We start from the raw sequence: 21,013 nt of genomic DNA on the forward strand, positions 1-21,013 counted from the left end.
GAAGTGCAACATGGCCAAATCAAACAACTCCACGCGCAACACAACAAGCGCCTCCGCGCCACAGGGCAGTACCCCGCCGCCCGCCCAGCATGTTTGGCTGGCCGGTTTGGGCGCCATGGCCAAAGCCCAAGAGCAAGGCAGCAAAGCCATCGAGACCTTGTTGAGCGACGGTTTGGCGTTCCAGCGCAAAAGCCAGGCTGAAGCTCAGCAACGCCTGCACGAAGCCACCGAGCGTCTGAGCCACTTGGCCACTGACTTTGGCCAACAGGCCACAGGCCGCGTCGACAAACTGGAGCATTTGTTTGAAGACCGAGTGGCCAAAGCCTTGCACCGCTTGGGCATGCCGACGCTCTTGGACATCCAGATGTTGACTGACCGTGTGGCGCAACTCGAATCCCAATTGGCTGCAGCGCTGAAAACGTCATCGGCATCAGCCCAAAAAACACCCACCAAGACTGCTGCAAAAACTGGGGCCCATGTGCCTGCTCAAAATTCGGGAAAGACTGCCGCGAAAAAAGCAGTCAAAACTCCCGCCAAGAAAAGCCGGTCGAAGTCAGCCTGAGGACTGGCAGGGCGCACCGACATGGCCAAAAAAGCCCCCCGCCGAACCGCCGAGCGCATTGCCGAGGTCACGCTGGCCTTGTTCAACCGATTCGGCGAACCCAACGTTTCCACAACGCTGATCTCTGCCGAGCTGAACATCAGTCCAGGCAATCTCTACTACCACTTTGCGTCCAAGGATGCCTTGGTCAACCACTTGTTTGACCAATACGAAGTGTCGATGCTGGCCCTGCTGGATGCCGCACCCGATGTGCGCGACATCGAAGACGCCTGGTTCTTTTTGCACTCACTGTTTGAGCAAGTGTGGAATCACCGTTTTTTGTACCGCGACCTGAACAATCTGCTCTCGGGTAACCGTCACTTAGAGACGCATTTCCATGCCGTGTTGGAGCGTCAAACATTGGCATTCAGGCAAATGCTCGAGTCTTTGGCATCGGCAGGCTTGATGGCGATAGACCCAGACAGCATCGAAACCCTCTCAGCCAGCATGTCGGTGATGGTGACCTATTGGCTCAGTTATGAGTATGTGCGCAACCCTCGGCAGGCGCTTGAGCCCGCCAGTGCAGGCTTGGCCCTGACACGGGGTGCGCAGCATGTACTGGCGTTGTTGACGCCCTACATGGCCAACCAGGATTTGCAAACGCATTTGCAATCCTTGAGCTCGGCCTACAGCGCCAACGAAACGCGTTGAATCCGCCGGTCAGGTTCTTCCGCTTGTGGCTCGCGGTCAGGGTGTTTTCGTGAACCGCAAAGCCGCCAAAGCGAGCAAGCCGTCAAATATCAGGTTGTCCACCAGGTCAAATTGAAGTGACATGCTGGGGGCCATTTTCCAACCTGCACCCCCGGTCATGATGCACATGGGCTCCTGCCCTGTGCGTTCACGCAAATGCTGCACCATGCGTTCGCAAGCCCCAGCAATGGCGTAAGTTCCGCCGCTGGTCAGGGCATCGCTGGTGTTGGTCGGGAAAGGGGTCACTTCACCGGTCGGCACATGCAAACCGGCAGTACCGGATTCCAGCGCCCGCAGCATGATGCCGTGGCCGGGCAAGATCAGCCCACCTAAAAACCGGCCACCCGCGTCGATGGCTTCGACCGTCACAGCCGTTCCCACCATGACCACCACCAATGGGCGTGCAGGACCGGAGGCCAGCAAACGGTGACGAGCACCAATCATGGCCACCCAGCGGTCTGAGCCCAATCGCGAGGGGTGATCGTAGCCATTGGTCAGTCCGGCCTCTTGGGCACTCGGTACCACCCAATGTGGGGTGACATCCCAGATGTCCATTTGCTCTTGCACCCGGCGTTTGATCGCATCGCCAGCCACCACGCAACCCAGCATCTGGTCCGGCTTGGGCAACTGAGCCCAAGCGCCTTCTGACAGCCGGTCAATGTTCTCCAGGAATTCGGCGCCATGCGCCAGCAATTGGCCCTGAGGGCTCGGTTGGTCATAAAGCGCCCATTTCAGGCGCGTATTACCCACATCGATGGCTAAAAATGTCATCCGAGGATGATAATGAGTTTCAGCCCCTATGGATGCCGTTCGGCACAGCTCGCTCTACCTCAAGTCAAATTTGAGGGCGAATCACGGGCATCACCGACTCATAAGCCCTGGCAGCACGCAAGACCAGTGCATCGCCAAACATCGGACCCACAATCTGTAAGCCCATGGGCAAGCCATCACGCGTCAAACCACAAGGGACTGTGATGGCCGGTTGTTGGGTCAAGTTGAAGGGGTAACTGAAAGGCGTCCAACCCAACATGGACTGCGGATTCATGGCCACGGTGCCGGCTGCACGCGCCTCGAACGCGGGGATCGATACGGCGGGCGTGACCAGCAGGTCGTAGCGCTGCATGAACTGGCGCATGTGCGAGCCCAGCACGCCACGGCGCTGGTTGAGTTGTTGGATTTGCAAGGCACTCAGTTGCGCACCGAACTCGGCCTCGGCTTTGAAGTCGGGGTCGGCCACGGCCTGCTGCTCGGCGCTCAAGCCTTTCCAAACGGTGTAAGCGCCCAAAAACCAAAGCCCTGTGGTGATCTCCAAAGGGTCTTCGAAACCCGGGTCTACTTGCTCCACATGGGCACCCAGCGCTTGCAGTTGCTGCACAGCGGCATGCACTGCAGCGGCGATTTCGGGGTCCACGTTCTGCGCATAACCCAAGGTGGGCGAGTAGGCGATCTTGAGGCCGCGGATGCCGTCTTCCAGGCCCACGGTGTAGTCACTCGCATCCGGTGGCAGCGATGTCCAGTCGCGGGCATCAGGTTGCTTGAGCACATTGGTCATCAAGGCGGCATCACGCACGCTCATGGTGTGCGGGCCAAGATGCGCCACCGAGCCAAAGGGGGACAAGGGGTAGGCTGGCACGCGGCCGAAGCTGGGTTTGAGGCCCACATTGCCGCAAAAGGCCGCCGGAATGCGTACGCTGCCCGCACCGTCGGTGCCCACGCCAATGGGCCCCAGGCCTGCCGCTACGGCGGCGGCTGTGCCGCCTGAAGAGCCGCCAGGCGTGTGGTTCAAATTCCAGGGATTGCGCGTGATGCCGGTGGCCGGCGAATTGGTCTCACCCTTGCAGCCAAACTCAGGGGTGGTGGTTTTGCCCAGTAAAACGGCACCCGCTTCGCGCAAGCGGGCGGTGGCTGGGGCGTCCACATCCCAAGGTTGGTTCGGGTCAATGGTGCGGCTGCCGCGCAGGGTGGGCCAGCCTTGGGTCAGGATCAGGTCTTTGATGGACGTGGGCACCCCGTCCAAAGCGCCCACGGGCGTGCCTTGCTGACGGTGCGCCTGCCAGCGCGCTTCGCTGGCACGGGCGCTGTCCAAAGCAGCCTTCTCATCCACCAGACAAAAGGCGTTGATTTGCGGGTTGACACGTTCGATGCGCTGCAGCACCGCCTGCGTGACTTCGACAGGTGAGACCTGACCACTGCGGAACAACGCCAGGAGTTCGTGGGCGGGGGCTTGGGTCAAGTCTTGCGGTGTCGCGCTCATGGGTGGTGCCTTTTCAAAAAAGTTCGAAAGCCCGGCCGTCATGTCGCGTCAAGGCCGGGTGCGGGTGTTTGGACTGAGTTTTTTCCAGGGTAAATCCCCAGGATCAGCGGCCATGGGTCCGGCGGCTTTGGCCACCAGCACACGGCTGGCGATGGGGGTGAAATCGGCCCGGAAATGGTTGGAGCTTTTGACCACCAGCAGCTTCATCTGCTCGGGGTGGATGCCCACGGCGCGGAACAGTTCGCGGTCGAGCATTTGGCATTTGCCACTGGACACGGCGATGAGCACGCCGTCGATTTCGAGGCATGCACAAGGGCCGATGTGGGCTTTCATGCCGGTCATCATCGGACCTTTGAGTTCGCAATATTCAGGCCCCAAAGACCGCACCGTGAAGCGCCCCTGCAAGGGCGGGTCACTCGCCTCGCCGGTGAACGTGGGCACCGCTTTGCCCAATGCCAGCTGCATGCTGGCCCCCACCCCAGCAGCATGGGCCATGCGGGCAGCTTCGGGGTCGTACAACAAGCCCAGCGCCACCTGGCCAGGCCAGCGTTGGCCTGCGCCTTGTTGCAACAAGGCATGCAGCATACCGGTGGTGTTGCTGTCGCCGCCTGCGCCCGGGTTGTCTTGGGTGTCGGCCATGACGACGGGGGCGGCTGACACCTCGGCCGTGGCCAGGGCTTGGGTGACCGCCTCGCGTGCAGGCAGCACATCTGGGCGCCATTGGCCGGGCTCGGCCACGCGCTCAAACAAGCGTTGCACCGCCGCTTCCGCCTGCGGGCCGTGGCCCCAGACCACCGGGCCGCATTCGGCAAAGTCGGACGCCGGAAAACCCATGCAAAAACTGAGCATGCAACCGGTTTGAGACTCCAGCGCGATCATCTCGTCATAGAGGTCTTTGGCCGGGGCCATCCAGGTGCTTTGGGCATTCAATGGAATCAAAAACGGCAAGCGACGGGCCTTCAATGGGCGCTTGGCGCCTGCACGCAAATGCTCGCGCAGCAGCAGGGCGGCCCGCTCGCCAGTCTCGGCCATGTCGATGTGCGGGTAGGTGCGGTAGGCCACCAGACCATCGGACAGTTGCAGCATGCGCTCGGTCACGTTGGCGTGCAGGTCCAGACTGGCCACGATGGGCAGCTTGGGGCCGACCACCGCGCGGATGCGGGCGATCAACTCGCCTTCACTGTCGTCGGCGTTTTCAGCCACAGCCGCGCCGTGCAGATCGAGGTACACACCGTCCAGACCCTGCACCAAGGCTGCGCGAACGTCTTCAACAATGGCCGAGCAGATGCGGTCGAACGCATCCCGGGTGACATACGACGAGGGCGTGGCCCCGGCCCAGGCAGAGGGCAGCAGTTGCCAGCCTTCGCGCCGCGCCGCGTCGATGAAGCCACCCACCGGGATGTTCACACCCGTCATCTGGTCGATCATGGCCTGCCCGCGCACATAGGCCGGAAAGGCCTCGCCGCTTTGGAAGGCGGCCCAATCGGCCAGGCTGGGGGCAAAGGTGTTGGTCTCGTGCTGGTAACCAGCGATCAGGATACGGGTCATGGGCGCGTTAGGTGTGACAGCTCAGGCCGCTTCGAGCGGCGGCAAAGCGGCAGGCGCAGCTTGGAGCAGGCGGCGCGTGTAGTCTTGTTGAGGGTTGGTGTAAAGCGCGGTGGTTGGGCCTTCTTCGACAATTTGGCCCTGGTGCATCACGATCACGCGGTCGCACAACTGCGCGGCCACACGCAGGTCATGCGTGATGAAAAGCACCCCCAGGCCCAGACGACCCTGAATCTCGCGCAGCAAGTTCAGGATCTGCGCTTGCACGCTCACATCCAGTGCACTCACCGCCTCGTCGGCCACCAACACTTGGGGCCGACAAGCCAGTGCACGGGCAATGGCCAGGCGTTGGCGTTGTCCGCCGCTGAATTGGCTGGGGTAGCGCTGCAGCGCTTCGACGGGCAGGCGCACCTGCGTCATCAACTCGGCCGCCAAGGCTTCGGCCTCGGCGCGGGACTGGCCAAAGTTCATAGCCCCTTCGACCATGGACTGCCCCACCGTGCGACGCGGGTTGAGCGAGCGATTGGGGTCTTGAAACACCACTTGCACACGGTTGCGCAAAGGCCGCAAACGGCCTTCAGACAAGGTGGCCACCTCGTCCTCGCCCCACAAGATGCGGCCCTCGGTCGGGTCGATCAGGCGAATGAGACAACGTGCAAACGTGGACTTACCCGAACCGGACTCGCCCACAATCCCCACGGTCTCGCCTGCGTGCACCGCCACATGGGCGTTTTGCAGCGCGGCGGTGGCGCGGTTGCGGCCCAGCCAGTCGCGGCTGGAATAGGTTTTGCCAACGCCCTGGCCCGACAGCAGCGCCGGGCCACTGAAGGCGGGTTTGGCCACCGGTGGCGTCATGCCTGGCACAGCGGCCAACAACTGGCGTGTGTAGGCGGCTTGGGGTCGTCGCAAGACCTGCTCACAAGGTCCACCTTCGACCGCTTCGCCTTGGTTCATCACCAGCACATCGTCAGCAATTTCAGCCACCACACCCATGTCGTGTGTAATAAACAGCACAGCACTGCCTTGCTCGCGCTGCAAGTCGGCAATCAAACGCAAAATTTCTTTTTGTGTGGTCACATCGAGCGCGGTAGTGGGCTCATCGCAAATGATCAAGGCAGGCTTGAGCACCACGGCCATGGCGATCACGATGCGTTGGCGCTGCCCGCCGCTGAGTTGGTGCGGGTAGCTGCGCAACATGCGCTCGGGGTCGGGCAGGCGCACCCGTTCGAAAATGCGCAAAATTTCGGCGCGACGCTGGTCGCGGGGCCAATCGGTGTGGGTCGAGAGCAATTCATCGACTTGGTCACCACAGGTCATGACCGGGTTGAGTGCGGTCATGGGTTCTTGGAACACCATGCCCATGCTGCGCCCGCGCAAGGCACGCAAACGTGCAGCGGAGGCGCCCAGCAAAGACTCGCCTTGCAACAAAATTTCACCCTCGCTGGGGCGAAGTTCTTTGGCCAACAAGCCCATCACAGTGGTGGCCATCACGGATTTGCCCGATCCCGACTCGCCCACCACACACAAAGTCTGTCCTGGAAGGATGCTGAGCGACACCTGGTGCACCGCATGCACACGATCCCCCCCAGCAGGCAAAGCCACCGAAAGTTGGCGAATGGACAGAACCGCTTGAGGAGATGCTGTACTCATCACGCGCCCCTTTTTGCAAACTTGGGATCGAGCACGTCGCGCAAACCATCTCCCAGCAAATTCACAGCCAACACCGTGGGCACCAAAAACAAAGCGGGGTACAGCACGTTGCCGGGATACTGGCTGAACTGCACGCGCCCCTCGGCCATGATGTTGCCCCAGGTGGGGATATCAGGCGGCAAGCCCAGACCCAGAAAACTCAAAATCGCCTCGGTCAACACGGCGGAGGCAGCCACAAAAGTACCTTGGACAATCAGCGGTGCCAAAGCATTGGGCAAAATGTGTCGCCACAAAATCACAGGCGTGGGGGTGGCCAACGCACGGGCCGCTTCCACAAAAGGCTCTTCGCGCAAGCTCAGCACCAAAGAGCGCACCAGCCGCGTCACACGCGGCACCTCGGGAATCGCAATGGCCACCACAACGGTGCCCACCTGAGCCCCGAGCGCGGCCACCAGCGCAATGGCCAGCAAGATGGCTGGAATGGCCATCAGGCCATCCATGAAGCGCATCAGCACCGCATCGACTTGCCGAAAATAACCAGCCAGCATACCCAACAATCCGCCCAGCGCCAGTGCCAAAGCGGCCGTAAATCCGCCTACCAGCAAGGAGACACGCGCACCGTACACCACGCGGCTGTACATGTCGCGTCCGAAGCTGTCGGTGCCCAGCCAAAAGGTGTGGGCCACCGTGCTGCCATCCACCAATGTAAAGTCACCCTTGAGGCCCGCTGGCTTGTTGATGAAATTGGAATCCATGGCAGCGGGGTCCACGGTACCAAGCCACGGCGCCAGCAAAGACAGCAGCACCATGAACCCGAGCACCACCGCACCAAACCGGATTGAGCCATTGGCCCACAAACGTTGAGAGGCAGACATCAGTAACGAATCCTCGGATCAAGAAAGAGGTAGCTCAAATCGACCAAGAGGTTGATGAACACATAAGCGCAAGAAAAGAGCAACACCAAGCCCTGAATCACAGGGAAGTCACGGTTGAGCACCGCATCCACCGTGAGCATGCCCAAGCCGGGAATGGCGTAAACGGTCTCGGTCACAACCACACCACCAATCAGCAAGGCCACACCAATGCCGATGACCGTGACTATCGGCACCGCAGCATTGCTCAGTGCATGGCGCAACAACACCACGCTCTCGGTCAGCCCCTTGGCCCGGGCGGTTCGGATGTAGTCCTCGGTCAATGCCTCGGACACACTCGCCCGCGTCACCCTTGCAATCAGCGCCACATAGATCATGGCCAACGTCATCCAAGGCAGGATCAATTGCCGCATCCACTCCCAAAGACTGGCACCCTTGGGACCAAGCAAGGCCTTGTACCCTTGCACTGGTAACCACTCCAGACGAATGGCAAACAAATAAATGAGCAAATAGCCGATCACAAAAACCGGCACCGAAAATCCGGCCACCGAAAATCCAGACAGAATTTTGTCGAGCCAGCCCCCCATTCGCCAAGCGGCAATGGTTCCCAAGGGAATGGCCACAGCAATCGCCAGCACCAAGGTGCCAGCCGCCAAGGACAAGGTGGGCTCTATGCGCTGAGCGATCAACTCGGTGACGGGTTTGCTGAGGTAATAGGAATACCCCAAGTCCCCCTGAAACACTCGTCCGACCCAAATGAAGTACTGGGACAGGATCGAGCGATCCAGGCCCAGTTGTTCACGAATGCGGTCAATTTCTGCGTTGGTGGCACTGTTGCCGGCGATCACCGCCGCCGGGTCACCCGGAGCCAACCTCAGGATGAGGAAGACCACCAGTGACACGACGAGCAGGACCGGCAGCACCGCCAGCAGGCGGCGCAGGACGAATTGAAACATCGCTCAGAACCCGATCAGTTTTTCTTGATGTTCCACATGGCTGGGATGCCGGGGGTTTGCAAAATGCCACTCACATTGCTGCGGATCACAGTGGGTGAGCGGTACTGACCCAAAGGTGCATGGGTGGCGGTTTCGAAGGCCACGGCCTGGATCTGGCTGGCCAGTTTCTTTTTCTCTTCGGTCGAGCTTGCACGGGCAAAGCTGGCTTTCAGAGTTTCAATGCGTGGCTCGTTCTGCCAGCCAAACCAACCCGTGTCACCTTTGGCGTTCAACATGGCCATGGCCAAGGGGTTGGAGATGTCACCTGCGGTCCACGCGGTCAGGAATGCGTTCCAACCACCGGCTGCAGGCGCGTCCTTCTTGGCACGACGGGCCACCAAAGAGGCCCAGTCCATTTGCTGCATGTCGACTTTGAAGCCCGCAGCCTCGAGCTGCTGCTTGGCCACCAACGGAATCTTGGCAATCGAGGCCAGGTCGGTGGGGCGCATCAAGAGCACAGGCGTGTTGTCATAGCCAGCCTCTTTGAGCATTTCGCGGGCTTTGGCTGGGTTGGCCACACCGGTGAAGTAACCGGTGTTTTCATCCGCATACACCGTGCCGCAAGGGAAGATACTGCGGCACAGTTTGCCCAACTCGGGCACACCGATTTGGGTGTTGATGTAAGCCTGCTGACCCATCGCCACCATGGCCGCCTGACGGATTTTGGGGTTGTCAAACGGCTTGTGCAGGTGGTTGAAGCGCATGATGAACTGCAGGCCCGCTGGCGAGAAGTCATCCACTTTCAAACCTTCGGTTTTCTTCAAGGTTTCGTACTGCTCAAAACTGGGCTGTTCGACCATGTCCACTTCACCGGCTTTGATGGCGTTGAACTGGGTTTGCGGGTCGCGAATGATGACCCACTCCACACGGTCAAAGTTGACCGGACGGCCACCGGCCATGCCGCTGGGTGCTTCAGCACGAGACTTGTATTTGGCATTGCGCGTGTACACCGCCAGAGCGCCGGGCTTGAATTCGTCGGCCTTGAAGATAAAGGGGCCCGAGCCAATGTGCTCCTTGATTTGCTCAGCACCAGGCGTGGCCGCAATGCGGGCGGGCATGATGAAAGGCACATTGGACGAAGCCTTGCCCAAAGCGTCGATCACGATACCGCTGGGCTCCTTGAGGATCATGCGGAAGGTGTTGGCGTCGGGGGTCTCATAACGGTCGATGAAGGTGTTCAAGATGCCACCCATGGCGTCGCGGCTGGCCCAACGCTTGAGCGAGGCCACCACGTCTTCGCTGGTCACAGGCTTGCCATCGTGAAACTCCAAGCCGCTGCGCAGCTTGAAAGTCCAAGTCTTGCGATCGGGGGAGTTGGTGTAAGTGTCCACCATCTGAGGCTTGATGTTGCCCTGTGCATCTTCCGAGAACAGCGTGTCGTAGATCATGTACGCGTGGTTGCGCGTCACGTAGGCCGTGGTCCAGATCGGATCGAGCACCGCCAGGTTGGCGTGCGGCACAAAGCGGAACACTTTGTTGTCTTGGGCTTGCGCCACCACAGGGGCCAGCATGCTCAAACCCAACAAACCCGTAGCAGCAAACAGAACACGTCTCTTCATGATCAGATCTCCAAAAAAGGAACAGTTGAAAAATCATGATGACAGCTTTCAAAACGAAACAGCGTCACCTTTGCGCAAATCAGAGTCGGGGTTTTCACCAGTGACTGGCTACCCTTCGACCGCTTTCATAATACAAATAAAACTGAAAGCATCACCCCATGGTCAACCCTGATACCTCCGCCATCGATTTGTCTCGCGCCATTCACCTCAAGCAGGTGTCGTGCCAGGAAGTCATGCAGTCCACACTCGAGCGCATTGCGCGTCTGAATCCGCAGTCCAATGCCATCGTCAGCCTGCAAGAACCCGAACTATTGATGGCGCAAGCACGCGAGCGCGATGCTCAGCTGGCCCGCGGCGAGTCCATGGGCTGGATGCATGGCATGCCCCAAGCCATCAAGGATTTGGCCCATTCAAAAGGCTTGCGCACCACTTTGGGCAGTCCACTCATGAAGGACTTTGTGGCCCCTGAAGATGGCCTCATGGTTCAGCGGATGAAGGCCGCTGGCGCCATTGTCATCGGCAAAACCAACACGCCCGAATTTGGATTGGGTTCGCACACGTTCAATGAAGTGTTTGGCCCCACCCGCAACGCTTGGAACCCCAACAAAACCGCTGGCGGCAGCAGCGGTGGTGCGGCGGTGGCGGTGGCCCAGCGCTTGTTGCCGGTGGCCGATGGTTCCGACTTCATGGGCAGCTTGCGCAACCCCGCCGGCTGGAACCATGTGTTTGGTCTGCGCCCCTCACAAGGCCGCGTGCCCATGTCGCCCGCACAAGATGTGTTCATTGCCCAACTGCCCACCGAAGGCCCCATGGCACGCCATGTGGCGGATTTGGCCATGCTGCTTTCGGTGCAAGCGGGTGCTCACCCATCCAGCCCTTTGAGCCTGACGGAAGACCCCGCCGCATTTACAGGATCTTTGGCCAGCAATCCCCAAGGATTGCGCATGGGTTGGCTGGGCAATTTGCAGGGCTACTTGCCCATGGAAGACGGAATTCTCGATGTCTGCCAATCCGCGCTGAACAGTTTTTCGGGGATGGGCTGCACCGTGGATGAAGCCCGACTGGGTATGCCTGCCGAAGAAATTTGGCGAGCTTGGTTGGTCTGGCGGCAAGCTTTGGTCGGTCCGCGCATCGCCCCATTCTTGATCAACCCTGCCAACCGAGCACACATCAAAGCCGAAGCACTTTGGGAACACGACCAGTCCATGGGTTTGACCGGCTCTCAACTGTTGGCAGCCAGCGCCAGCCGCACGCGCTTTTACCAAAGCATGTTGGCCCTGTTTGAAAAATTCGATGTGCTGGCCACTCCCGTTGCACAGGTATGGCCTTTCGATGTGAGCCTGCGCTGGCCAGAAACTGTTGCCGGGCAAAGCATGGACACTTACCACCGCTGGATGGAAGTGGTGATTTATGCCACCTTTGCAGGTTTGCCGTCGATCAGCGTGCCAGCGGGCTTTGGCGAGAACGGTTTGCCCATGGGCCTGGCCTTGATTGGCAAACCGCAAGGCGACTGGGATTTGCTGAAGCTGGCCCACGCTTATGAAATGGCGAATCAAGACATGATCGCCCGCCGCCCGCCTGGCGTTTAAGCCTAGCGGTTTGTTCCGTTCAGTTTTGCTGCCAAGGCAAGCCCCGCACTCGCCATCCGCCTTGTGTGCCTCGGTGGGCTTGGTCGTCGGGATCGCCTTCAAACCCCTCTAGGATGTTGTAGGCCTGCACGCCCAACTCGGTGGCACGCTGTGCGGCGGCAATGGAGCGCACACCGCTGCGGCACAGCAACACCAGTTTCTTGCCGTTCGCACCCAATGCCTGCACGCCCGCATCGAAACCTGGGTTCATCGCCATGCCGGGCCACTGCTTCCAAGCCAGCGCATGGGCCCCTGGCACAAAGCCAACCCAGGCACGTTCTGCATCGGTGCGCACGTCCACCAGTTCTGCTTCACCTGACTGCACCCAGGCCCAAGCCTGCTCTGGGGAAACATCACCCGCGTAGCCTGTGGCCGATTGAAGTGGGGGGAGTACGGGTGCTGCAGCAGTGGTCATGGCGCGTTCATCCAAAAATGGGAGAGTTCATTGTGAAAGGCTATTGAGAACAAATCATAGCTTTTCACCCACTCGCCAATGTGTCAGTGACAGGACAGGCCGCAACGGCTAAGATGCGGGTTTTGATTGACGTTTACGTCAACGTCAAAGCTGCAAGCCTGCCCTGCTACCGGAGACCCTGATGACCGACCTGTCCGCCGAATTCAAAGCCTTGGCCGAATACCGCCCCACCAACAAGGTGCGTTTTGTCACCGCCGCTTCTCTGTTTGATGGCCACGACGCCGCCATCAACATCATGCGCCGCATCCTGCAAAGCATGGGCGCCGAGGTCATCCACCTGGGCCACAACCGCTCGGTGGACGAGGTGGTGACCGCCGCGCTGCTGGAAGACGCACAGGGCATCGCGATCAGCTCTTACCAGGGCGGTCACAACGAATACTTCAGCTACATGGTCGATTTGCTCAAAGCCCGGGGCGGCGAGCACATCAAGGTGTTTGGCGGCGGCGGCGGCGTGATCGTGCCGTCTGAAATCCGCGCCCTGGCGGACAAAGGCGTGCGCATTTTCAGCCCCGAAGACGGCCAAAAAATGGGCCTGGCCGGGATGATCGGCGAGATGGTCATGCGCTGCGACCAAGACGTGAGCCCCCTGGCCCCTAAATCCGTGGACGCGATTCAGGGCCACGGCGAGATGAACTGGCGTGCTTTGGCACAACTGATCACCGCTTTGGAAAACGACAAGGCCGATGCCAGCGTGGTCAAGGCTGTGCGCGAACAAGCCGCGCAAAAGAAAGTGCCCGTGTTGGGCATCACCGGCACCGGCGGTGCGGGCAAGTCATCCCTGACAGACGAACTGATCCGCCGCCTGCGCCTGGACCAAGGCGACGCGCTGCGTGTGGCCGTGATCTCCATTGACCCCTCGCGCCGCAAGAGCGGTGGTGCGCTGCTGGGCGACCGCATCCGCATGAACGCGATCAGCCCCTGGTCGCAAGGCCCGCGCGTGTTCATGCGTTCGCTGGCCACGCGTGACTTTGGCTCTGAAATTTCTGCCGCTTTGCCCGACGTGGTGGCGGCCTGCAAGGTGGCGGGTTTTGATGTGATCGTGGTGGAAACGTCTGGCATTGGCCAGGGCGACGCCGCCATCGTGCCGCATGTTGACGTGCCCATGTACGTGATGACGCCCGAGTTCGGTGCGGCCAGCCAGCTCGAAAAAATCGACATGCTGGACTTTGCCGAGTTTGTGGCCATCAACAAGTTTGACCGCAAAGGCGCATCGGACGCCCTGCGCGACGTGGCCAAGCAAGTGCAGCGCAACAAAGAAGCCTGGACCGTGCCCACCGAGCAGATGCCGGTGTTTGGCACCATGGCGGCGCGCTTCAACGACGACGGCGTCACTGCCCTTTACCAAGCCCTCAAAGCCCGATTGGCCGAGCTGGGCATGAAGACCACCGAAGGCCGTTTGCCTGTGGTCAGCGTGCGTTACAGCACCCACCAAAACCCGGTCGTGCCGTCTTCCCGCACCCGTTACCTGGCCGAGATCAGCGACACGGTGCGCGGCTACAAAAAGCGCGCCATCGACCAATCCCGCCTGGCCCGCGAGATTCAGCAACTGCGTGCTGCGGCCCGGATGCTCGAAGTGGGCAAAGCTGGTCGCGCCAAAGCGGCTGAAGCCGCCATTGACCTGGCTGTGAGCCGCGAGCAAACGCAAGACCCCACCGCCCGCAAGTTGCTGGCCCAGTGGCCCGACATGCAAAAAGCCTACGCGGGCGACGAATACGTGGTCAAAATCCGCGACAAGGAAATCCGCACGGCACTGACCACCAAATCGCTGAGCGGCACCACCATCCGCAAAGTGGCGCTGCCCCAATACGAAGACGACGGCGAAGTGCTCAAGTGGTTGATGCTGGACAACGTGCCCGGCAGCTACCCCTACACCGCAGGCACCTTTGCTTTCAAGCGCGAGGGTGAAGACCCGACCCGCATGTTCGCCGGTGAGGGCGACCCTTTCCGCACCAACCGCCGCTTCAAGCTGGTGTCTGAGGGCCTGCCAGCCAAGCGCCTGTCCACCGCGTTTGACTCGGTCACGCTGTACGGCAACGACCCCGACCTGCGTCCGGACATCTACGGCAAGATCGGCAACTCGGGTGTGAACGTGGCCACGCTCGACGACATGAAGGTGCTGTACTCGGGCTTTGACCTGTGCAACCCGACCACCAGCGTGTCCATGACCATCAACGGACCTGCACCCTCTATCTTGGCCATGTTCATGAACACGGCCATCGACCAGAACCTCGACAAGTTCAAGGCCGAGAACGGCCACGAGCCGACCGAGACCGAAGCCGCCAAGATCCGCGAGTGGGTGCTGGCCAATGTGCGCGGCACGGTGCAGGCCGACATCCTGAAAGAAGACCAAGGCCAGAACACCTGCATCTTCTCGACCGAGTTTTCATTGAAAGTGATGGGCGACATCGCGCAGTACTTTGTGCACCACGACGTGCGCAACTTCTACTCGGTGTCCATCAGCGGTTACCACATCGCCGAAGCCGGGGCTAACCCGATTTCCCAGCTGGCCTTCACGCTGTCCAACGGCTTCACCTTTGTGGAAGCGTATCTCGCGCGTGGCATGCACATCGACGACTTCGCGCCCAACCTGAGCTTCTTCTTCAGCAACGGCATGGACCCCGAGTACACCGTCATGGGCCGTGTGGCACGCCGCATCTGGGCGGTGGCGATGAAAGAGAAATACGGCGCGAACGAGCGCAGCCAAAAGCTCAAGTACCACATCCAAACCAGTGGCCGTTCCTTGCACGCCCAAGAGATTCAGTTCAACGACATCCGCACCACGCTGCAAGCGCTGATCGCGATCTACGACAACTGCAACAGCCTGCACACCAACGCGTTTGACGAGGCCATCACCACGCCCACCGCAGACTCGGTGCGCCGTGCTATGGCGATCCAGCTCATCATCAACCGCGAATGGGGCTTGGCCAAGAACGAGAACCCGGGCCAAGGCGCCTTCATCATCGAAGAGCTGACCGAGTTGCTGGAAGAAGCCGTGCTGGCTGAGTTTGAAAAAATCGCCGAGCGCGGTGGTGTGTTGGGCGCGATGGAAACCGGCTACCAGCGCGGCAAGATCCAAGACGAGTCCATGCACTACGAGATGCTCAAGCACACCGGCGAGCTGCCCATCATCGGCGTCAACACCTTCCGCAACCCCAAGGGCGACGAAGTCATGGAAACGCTGGAACTGGCCCGCTCGACCGAAGAAGAAAAGCAGTCGCAACTCCAGCGCCTGAACGACTTCCACGCCCAACACGCTGCCGAATCACCCGCCATGCTCAAACGCCTGCAACAAGCCGTGATCGACAACGGCAACGTGTTCGAGGTGTTGATGGACGCGGTGCGGGTCTGCTCACTCGGTCAGATCACCAATGCGCTGTTCGAGGTGGGTGGTCAGTACCGACGCAATATGTGAACCTCAAAAATTCACTTTATCCCCGCCCTTGAGCGCCAGCATGCTGCGGGCCTCATCGGGTGTGGCGATCTCCAGGTTCAGGGCTTCGAGCACGGTGCGGATGCGCTGGACCTGCTGAGCGCTGGACTCGGCCAATTTTCCAGGGCCAATCCACAACGAGTCCTCCAGCCCCACGCGCACATTGGAGCCCATGGCCGCACCAATGCTGGCCAGCGCAATCTGGCCTTTGCCTGCGCCCAGAATCGACCACTGGTAATCGTTGCCAAACAAGCGGTCGGCCGTGCGGCGCATGTGCATCAGGTCTTCGGGGTGCGGGCCAATACCGCCCAAAATGCCGAACACCGACTGCACAAACAAAGGCCCCGTGACCAAGCCCCGATCGCGGAAGTGCGCCAGGTTGTACAGGTGGCTGATGTCGTAGCACTCGAATTCGAAGCGGGTGCCGTTTTCGGTGCCCAGACGCAAAATGGTTTCGATGTCCTTGTAGGTGTTCTTGAACACCAGATCACGGCTTTTTTCCAGGTGCTCACGCTCCCACTCGTGCTTAAAGGTCTTGAAGCGGTCCAGCATGGGGAACAAGCCGAAATTCATCGATCCCATGTTGAGCGACGCCACTTCGGGCTTGAAGGTCAAAGCCGGTTGCATGCGCTCATGCACCGTCATGTGCGGGCTGCCGCCTGTGGTCAGGTTGATAACCGCGTTGGTGTTGGCTTTGATCTTTTGCAAAAACGGCACAAAAAACGCTGGGTCTTGTGTGGGGCGGCCGTCGACCGGGTCGCGGGCGTGCAGGTGCAAAATGGCCGCACCCGCCTCGGCGGCGGCAATGGCTGCATCGGCAATCTCGTCGGCAGTCACCGGCAAATGCGGTGACATGCTGGGGGTGTGGATGGCCCCGGTGGGGGCGCAGGTGATGATGACTTTGCGGGTTTGACTCATGAACCGTCTCCAGAAAAATTGTGGCCCAGTACCTGTGGGCTGGGTCTGGGCCACAGCATGCCCGTCCAACAAGATGGACGGGGTCACCAAGGCAACAAGCGTGCAGCCCTGTCACACCCAAGCCGCGCGATTGCAGCAAAATGGCCAGACACACTGTCCAGGAATCCCATGCAGCACCTGCCGCCCTTCATCGCCCCTTCCGAGCACCACGATGCCGACAGTGCCTTGGCGCAAATTCAGCACATCTACCAGCACAGCGTGAACCACCTGCGCCAGGCCATGCGCGAGTTTGTGGCGGGCGCCGACATGACAGACACCCGGGTGCGGGCTTTTTACCCGTTTGTTCGGGTGCAGGTCAGCAGCGCCAGCCGCAAAAGCGCGGGGCTGGACAGCCGCCTGAGCTACGGCTTTGTGGCCGAACCCGGCCGGTTTGAAACCACATTGACACGGCCCGACCTGTTTGCTTTTTACATTCGCCAGCAACTGGCGTTGCTGCTTAAAAACCACGGTGTAAGCCTGCAGGTGGGCACCAGCAACCAACCGATTCCGATTCACTTTTCATTTGCCGACGACGAACACATGGAAGGCAGCCTGAGCACCGAGCGCCAGGCCCTGATGCGCGAGGTATTTGACCTGCCCGACCTGGCCGCCATGGACGACGGCATTGCCAATGGCACACACGAGCCTGCAGCCTCCGAGGCGCGGCCGCTGTCGCTCTTCACCGCGCCCCGCATCGACTATTCGCTGCAACGCCTGCGCCACTACACCGGCACCTCACCGCGCTGGTTTCAGAACTATGTGCTGTTCACCAATTACCAGTTCTACATCGACGAATTCATCGCCCTGGGCCACGCCGAAATGCAAAACCCGGACAGCGAGTACATCGCCTTTGTTGAGCCCGGCAACTTGGTCACGCGCCGTGTGGGCCTGGCTCCTGAGGATGTGGACGCTCAGGGCCAAACACCACCTCGCTTGCCGCAAATGCCTGGCTACCACCTGGTGCGCAAGGGCCACAGCGGCATCACCATGGTCAACATCGGCGTGGGCCCGGCCAATGCCAAAACCATCACCGACCACATCGCCGTGCTGCGCCCGCACGCTTGGCTGATGCTGGGCCACTGCGCGGGCCTGCGCACCACGCAGCTGCTGGGCGACTACGTATTGGCCCACGCCTATGTGCGCGAAGACCATGTGCTGGACGAAGAACTTCCGCTGTGGGTGCCGATTCCGGCGCTGGCCGAGATTCAAGTGGCGCTTGAGCGTGCGGTGTCCGAGGTCACCGGCTGTCATGGTGCAGACCTCAAACGCCTCATGCGCACCGGCACGGTGGCCAGCACCGACAACCGCAACTGGGAGCTGCTGCCAGACAACAAACCGCAGCGGCGCTTCAGCCAAAGCCGTGCGGTGGCCCTGGACATGGAAAGCGCCACCATTGCGGCCAACGGATTTCGCTTTCGGGTGCCCTACGGCACCTTGCTTTGTGTGAGCGACAAACCGCTGCACGGCGAGATCAAGCTGCCCGGCATGGCCAACCACTTTTACCGCGAGCGGGTGAACCAGCACCTGCAAATCGGCATCCGCGCCGTGACCTTGCTGCGCGACGCTGGCCCCGAGCAACTGCACAGCCGCAAACTGCGCAGCTTTGCCGAAGTGGCTTTCCAGTAAGCCTGCCCCGCCATGGCCTTGGTCCTGCTCAACCCCCATGCGCAAGGCGGCCGCGCTGCGCGGCGCATTCCGACGCTGCGGGCGTGGCTGGCAGCGCATGCGCCGAATGCACAACTTGCTGCCCCCGAAGCCTTGAGCGACAGTGTGGCCCTGCTGGAGTCGCTGGCCGAAGGCAGCCGCGTGGTGGTGGTCGGCGGGGACGGCACACTGAACTGCTGGTTGCCCATGCTGCTGGCGAGGCGGCTCACCATCGGACTGGTGCCCATGGGCAGTGGCAACGACAGTGCCCGCGCCTGGGGTGTGGATGGTCTGCCTTGGGCACAAGCCTTGACGTTGGCATTGCAAGGCCCTGCGCAAGCCATCGACACCGGCCTGGCCCACTGGTGCGATATGCAAGGCCAAACGCACGACACCCCTTTTCTGTCGAGCCTGACGGCCGGTTTTGACTCGGCCGTTGGGCTGCGTGCACTGAACGGCCCGAGCTGGCTGCGCGGCTTGCCCCGCTACCTGTGGGCCACCTTGAACGAGCTGATCCACCTGCGCCACTGGGACCTGACGCTGCACAGCGATGGGCACCTGAAACAACAAGGCGCTTGCCTCTTTGCCTCCAGCCTGAACACCCCGACCTTCGGTTCGGGCATGCCGGCTGTGCCCCACGCGCAATTGGCCGATGGCCAGCTCAACGCCCTGTTGGCGGGCACCTTTGGTCGACCGGGCGCCCTGCTCATGCTTCCCCGTCTGCTGATCGGCCGACACCTTGGTCATCCGCGCATCGGCTGTTGGGCCTATCGCCAACTGGACATCGCCTGCACACAGGGCGTTCCTCTGGCCGCCGATGGAGAATACTTGGGTGAAGCCCAGCATGTGCGCATCCACTGCCAGGCGGCCAGCTTGCTGGTGGTGCGGCGGTGATCCCGGCCGCCTTCCATCTTGGTTCACATCCGTTTTAGCGTTCTGTGTCACAGTTCGCGCATTGACTTAGAAATCTGACTGCTCATGAAAATACTCTTTGTTGCCGACCCGCTCGAATCCTTCAAAATTTACAAAGACACCACCTTCGCCATGATGCGCGAGGCACAAAAGCGCGGCCACCAGGTCGTGGCGTGCCAGATGACCGATGTGCGCTGGCAGCAAGGCGAGGCCGTGTCGGCTCAAGTTCGCCACATCACGCTCACCGGGCAGCCAGACACTTGGTTCACCGAAACCTCTTCGAGCCGTGCCAACCTCAAAGATTTTGATGCGGTCATCATGCGAACCGACCCGCCTTTTGACAGCGAATACTTCTATGCCACCCACTTGCTGACGCAAGCCGAGCGCGAAGGCGCCAAAGTCTTCAACAGCCCGGCGGCATTGCGCAACCACCCCGAAAAGCTGGCGATTCTGGAGTTTCCGCAGTTCATTGCACCGACCTTGGTCACGCGCAGCGAGTCTGACATCCGCGCCTTTCATGCCGAGCACGGCACCATCATCTTGAAACCCCTGGACGGGATGGGCGGCACGGGCATCTTCAAGGTGGGTGTCGACGGCCTGAACCTGGGCGCGATCATTGAAACGCTGAACCAAAGCGGCGCCCAGACGGTGATGGTGCAAAAGTTTTTGCCCGGCATCGCGAAAGGCGACAAACGCGTGCTGTTGATCGGCGGCAAGCCCGTGCCGTTTTGTCTGGCGCGCATTCCGCAAGGCGGCGAAGTGCGCGGCAACCTGGCAGCCGGCGGCAAGGGCGTGGCCCAACCGATTTCGGAGCGTGACTGCGAAATCGCCGAAGCCTTGGGTCCGATCCTGTTCGCACGCGGATTGATGCTGGTGGGCCTGGACATCATTGGCGACAGCCTCACCGAGATCAACGTGACCAGCCCGACCTGCTTTCAGGAAATCACCGACCAGATGGGCTGCGACGTGGCGGCGCTGTTTTGGGACGCGGTGGAAGCGGCGCTGTAAAGCATCAATCCACAGCTTCCCCCCGCTAAGCGTTCAGACTCCCATCCTCAAACGCATACAAGCGGCCAGGCTCAAAAGCGACCCAGTCCTCGTCGGTCGTCAAAGGTTGCGTGACCACCACCGCCACGCGGTCACTCTCACGGGTGTGGTCCGCAAAATTGACACTCAGATCTTCATCACTGAGCGTGGCCCGGTTGAACGGGTGCCTGCGCAGCACATAGTGCAGATGCGTGCTGGCGTGCGACCAGAGGGCTTGCCCGTTGGACAACAAAAAATTAAACGTGCCGTGCTGTGCGATTTGCGGCACCAGCTCGCGCAAGGTGCAACTGAGTTCTGCCACGCTGGGCACGCTGGCGTGTGATTTGGCCAGCTCTTGCATGAGCCAGCAAAACGCCCGCTCGCTGTCGGTCTGGCCCACGGGCTTGAAGCTGCCGTGCAGGCGCGGCGCGTAGTCCACCAAATTGCCGTTGTGCGCGAACACCCAGTAGCGCCCCCACAGTTCACGCACAAAGGGGTGACAGTTTTCCAGGCTCACCTCGCCCTGCGTGGCTTTGCGGATGTGAGCGATGACGTTCTGACTTTTGATCGGGTAGCGCCGAATCAGGTCGGCAATGGGTGAGGTGCTGGCGCTTTGGTGGTCCACAAAGTGGCGCACGCCCTGCCCTTCAAAAAAGGCAATGCCCCAACCATCACTGTGGTGGTCAGTGATGCCACCACGCTGCGCAAAGCCGCTGAAGCTGAAAGTCACATCGGTGGGGGTGTTGCAGTTCATGCCGAGCAGTTGGCACATGGT

Annotated in this window: 17 protein-coding genes; 7 read left to right on the forward strand and 10 right to left on the reverse strand. The window is 60.7% G+C overall.

Features of this window, described 5'->3' with window-relative positions; genetic code table 11:
- Positions 1-10 precede the first annotated feature (10 nt).
- Both SWE17_RS08530 and SWE17_RS08535 read left to right on the forward strand, forming a co-directional pair.
- Positions 11-562, forward strand: a complete 552-nt coding sequence (locus tag SWE17_RS08530) for a phasin family protein (protein WP_322992674.1) — start codon at positions 11-13, stop codon at positions 560-562.
- A gap of 21 nt (positions 563-583) precedes the next feature.
- Entirely contained in the window at positions 584-1,252 is a 669-nt protein-coding gene (locus SWE17_RS08535; protein WP_322992675.1) for a TetR/AcrR family transcriptional regulator, read from the forward strand.
- 36 nt (positions 1,253-1,288) lie between these two features.
- On the opposite strand, the gene SWE17_RS08540 is transcribed toward SWE17_RS08535, so the two are convergent.
- The 7 genes from SWE17_RS08540 to SWE17_RS08570 form a co-directional block, all read right to left on the reverse strand.
- Entirely contained in the window at positions 1,289-2,062 is a 774-nt protein-coding gene (locus tag SWE17_RS08540; protein ID WP_322992676.1) for a type III pantothenate kinase, read from the reverse strand.
- Positions 2,063-2,126: 64 nt separating this feature from the next.
- Positions 2,127-3,545 (reverse strand): amidase, encoded by a 1,419-nt coding sequence (locus SWE17_RS08545; protein WP_322992677.1) that lies wholly within the window; start codon positions 3,543-3,545, stop codon positions 2,127-2,129.
- A gap of 48 nt (positions 3,546-3,593) precedes the next feature.
- Positions 3,594-5,093 (reverse strand): M81 family metallopeptidase, encoded by a 1,500-nt coding sequence (locus tag SWE17_RS08550; protein WP_322992678.1) that lies wholly within the window; start codon positions 5,091-5,093, stop codon positions 3,594-3,596.
- Between the two features lie 21 nt (positions 5,094-5,114).
- Positions 5,115-6,740: an ABC transporter ATP-binding protein gene (locus SWE17_RS08555; RefSeq protein WP_322992679.1), complete on the reverse strand. Its 1,626-nt coding sequence runs from the start codon at positions 6,738-6,740 to the stop codon at positions 5,115-5,117.
- Complete coding sequence (locus SWE17_RS08560) at positions 6,740-7,615, reverse strand: ABC transporter permease (RefSeq protein WP_322992680.1); 876 nt, start codon at positions 7,613-7,615, stop codon at positions 6,740-6,742. Before SWE17_RS08560 ends, SWE17_RS08555 begins: the two co-directional genes overlap by 1 nt.
- Positions 7,615-8,568, reverse strand: a complete 954-nt coding sequence (locus SWE17_RS08565; protein WP_322992681.1) for an ABC transporter permease — start codon at positions 8,566-8,568, stop codon at positions 7,615-7,617. Before SWE17_RS08565 ends, SWE17_RS08560 begins: the two co-directional genes overlap by 1 nt.
- Before the next feature lie 14 nt (positions 8,569-8,582).
- Entirely contained in the window at positions 8,583-10,166 is a 1,584-nt protein-coding gene (locus SWE17_RS08570) for an ABC transporter substrate-binding protein (protein WP_322992682.1), read from the reverse strand.
- A 158-nt stretch (positions 10,167-10,324) separates the two neighbouring features.
- On the opposite strand from SWE17_RS08570, the gene SWE17_RS08575 reads away from it, so the two are divergent.
- Positions 10,325-11,755, forward strand: a complete 1,431-nt coding sequence (locus tag SWE17_RS08575) for an amidase (protein WP_322992683.1) — start codon at positions 10,325-10,327, stop codon at positions 11,753-11,755.
- A 19-nt stretch (positions 11,756-11,774) separates the two neighbouring features.
- Here the strand turns inward: SWE17_RS08575 and SWE17_RS08580 are convergent, their stop codons facing one another.
- The gene (locus SWE17_RS08580) at positions 11,775-12,209 is read right to left on the reverse strand and encodes a rhodanese-like domain-containing protein (RefSeq protein WP_322992684.1); all 435 of its coding nucleotides are present in this window, start codon (positions 12,207-12,209) and stop codon (positions 11,775-11,777) included.
- A gap of 181 nt (positions 12,210-12,390) precedes the next feature.
- On the opposite strand from SWE17_RS08580, the gene icmF reads away from it, so the two are divergent.
- On the forward strand, positions 12,391-15,681 hold the full coding sequence (icmF, locus tag SWE17_RS08585; protein ID WP_322992685.1) for a fused isobutyryl-CoA mutase/GTPase IcmF: 3,291 nt from the start codon (positions 12,391-12,393) through the stop codon (positions 15,679-15,681).
- Between the two features lie 3 nt (positions 15,682-15,684).
- On the opposite strand, the gene SWE17_RS08590 is transcribed toward icmF, so the two are convergent.
- Positions 15,685-16,617 carry a 3-keto-5-aminohexanoate cleavage protein gene (locus SWE17_RS08590; RefSeq protein WP_322992686.1) on the reverse strand — a complete coding sequence of 311 codons (933 nt, stop codon included), beginning with the start codon at positions 16,615-16,617 and terminating at the stop codon, positions 15,685-15,687.
- 168 nt (positions 16,618-16,785) lie between these two features.
- Here SWE17_RS08590 and SWE17_RS08595 point away from each other — a divergent pair, with 168 nt between their 5' ends.
- From SWE17_RS08595 to gshB, 3 genes are all read left to right on the forward strand, one after another.
- Positions 16,786-18,282 (forward strand): AMP nucleosidase, encoded by a 1,497-nt coding sequence (locus SWE17_RS08595; RefSeq protein ID WP_322992720.1) that lies wholly within the window; start codon positions 16,786-16,788, stop codon positions 18,280-18,282.
- A gap of 12 nt (positions 18,283-18,294) precedes the next feature.
- Positions 18,295-19,194, forward strand: coding sequence for a diacylglycerol/lipid kinase family protein (locus SWE17_RS08600; RefSeq protein WP_322992687.1), 900 nt, complete (start codon positions 18,295-18,297; stop codon positions 19,192-19,194).
- Between the two features lie 84 nt (positions 19,195-19,278).
- Entirely contained in the window at positions 19,279-20,220 is a 942-nt protein-coding gene (gene gshB / locus SWE17_RS08605) for a glutathione synthase (RefSeq protein WP_322992688.1), read from the forward strand.
- Positions 20,221-20,245: 25 nt separating this feature from the next.
- On the opposite strand, the gene SWE17_RS08610 is transcribed toward gshB, so the two are convergent.
- Positions 20,246-21,010 (reverse strand): class II glutamine amidotransferase, encoded by a 765-nt coding sequence (locus SWE17_RS08610; RefSeq protein WP_322992689.1) that lies wholly within the window; start codon positions 21,008-21,010, stop codon positions 20,246-20,248.
- Positions 21,011-21,013 lie beyond the last annotated feature (3 nt).

Source organism: Limnohabitans sp. (assembly GCF_034680285.1).
GTDB lineage: Bacteria > Pseudomonadota > Gammaproteobacteria > Burkholderiales > Burkholderiaceae_C > Limnohabitans_A.

Excerpts from the sequence above, each read along its gene's own strand:
- SWE17_RS08530 (WP_322992674.1), top strand. The coding sequence starts at position 11 with ATGGCCAAATCAAACAACTCCACGCGCAACACAACAAGCGCCTCCGCG.
- SWE17_RS08535 (WP_322992675.1), top strand. The coding sequence starts at position 584 with ATGGCCAAAAAAGCCCCCCGCCGAACCGCCGAGCGCATTGCCGAGGTC.
- SWE17_RS08540 (WP_322992676.1), bottom strand. The coding sequence starts at position 2,062 with ATGACATTTTTAGCCATCGATGTGGGTAATACGCGCCTGAAATGGGCG.
- SWE17_RS08545 (WP_322992677.1), bottom strand. The coding sequence starts at position 3,545 with ATGAGCGCGACACCGCAAGACTTGACCCAAGCCCCCGCCCACGAACTC.
- SWE17_RS08550 (WP_322992678.1), bottom strand. The coding sequence starts at position 5,093 with ATGACCCGTATCCTGATCGCTGGTTACCAGCACGAGACCAACACCTTT.
- SWE17_RS08555 (WP_322992679.1), bottom strand. The coding sequence starts at position 6,740 with ATGAGTACAGCATCTCCTCAAGCGGTTCTGTCCATTCGCCAACTTTCG.
- SWE17_RS08560 (WP_322992680.1), bottom strand. The coding sequence starts at position 7,615 with ATGTCTGCCTCTCAACGTTTGTGGGCCAATGGCTCAATCCGGTTTGGT.
- SWE17_RS08565 (WP_322992681.1), bottom strand. The coding sequence starts at position 8,568 with ATGTTTCAATTCGTCCTGCGCCGCCTGCTGGCGGTGCTGCCGGTCCTG.
- SWE17_RS08570 (WP_322992682.1), bottom strand. The coding sequence starts at position 10,166 with ATGAAGAGACGTGTTCTGTTTGCTGCTACGGGTTTGTTGGGTTTGAGC.
- SWE17_RS08575 (WP_322992683.1), top strand. The coding sequence starts at position 10,325 with ATGGTCAACCCTGATACCTCCGCCATCGATTTGTCTCGCGCCATTCAC.
- SWE17_RS08580 (WP_322992684.1), bottom strand. The coding sequence starts at position 12,209 with ATGACCACTGCTGCAGCACCCGTACTCCCCCCACTTCAATCGGCCACA.
- icmF (WP_322992685.1), top strand. The coding sequence starts at position 12,391 with ATGACCGACCTGTCCGCCGAATTCAAAGCCTTGGCCGAATACCGCCCC.
- SWE17_RS08590 (WP_322992686.1), bottom strand. The coding sequence starts at position 16,617 with ATGAGTCAAACCCGCAAAGTCATCATCACCTGCGCCCCCACCGGGGCC.
- SWE17_RS08595 (WP_322992720.1), top strand. The coding sequence starts at position 16,786 with ATGCAGCACCTGCCGCCCTTCATCGCCCCTTCCGAGCACCACGATGCC.
- SWE17_RS08600 (WP_322992687.1), top strand. The coding sequence starts at position 18,295 with ATGGCCTTGGTCCTGCTCAACCCCCATGCGCAAGGCGGCCGCGCTGCG.
- gshB (WP_322992688.1), top strand. The coding sequence starts at position 19,279 with ATGAAAATACTCTTTGTTGCCGACCCGCTCGAATCCTTCAAAATTTAC.
- SWE17_RS08610 (WP_322992689.1), bottom strand. The coding sequence starts at position 21,010 with ATGTGCCAACTGCTCGGCATGAACTGCAACACCCCCACCGATGTGACT.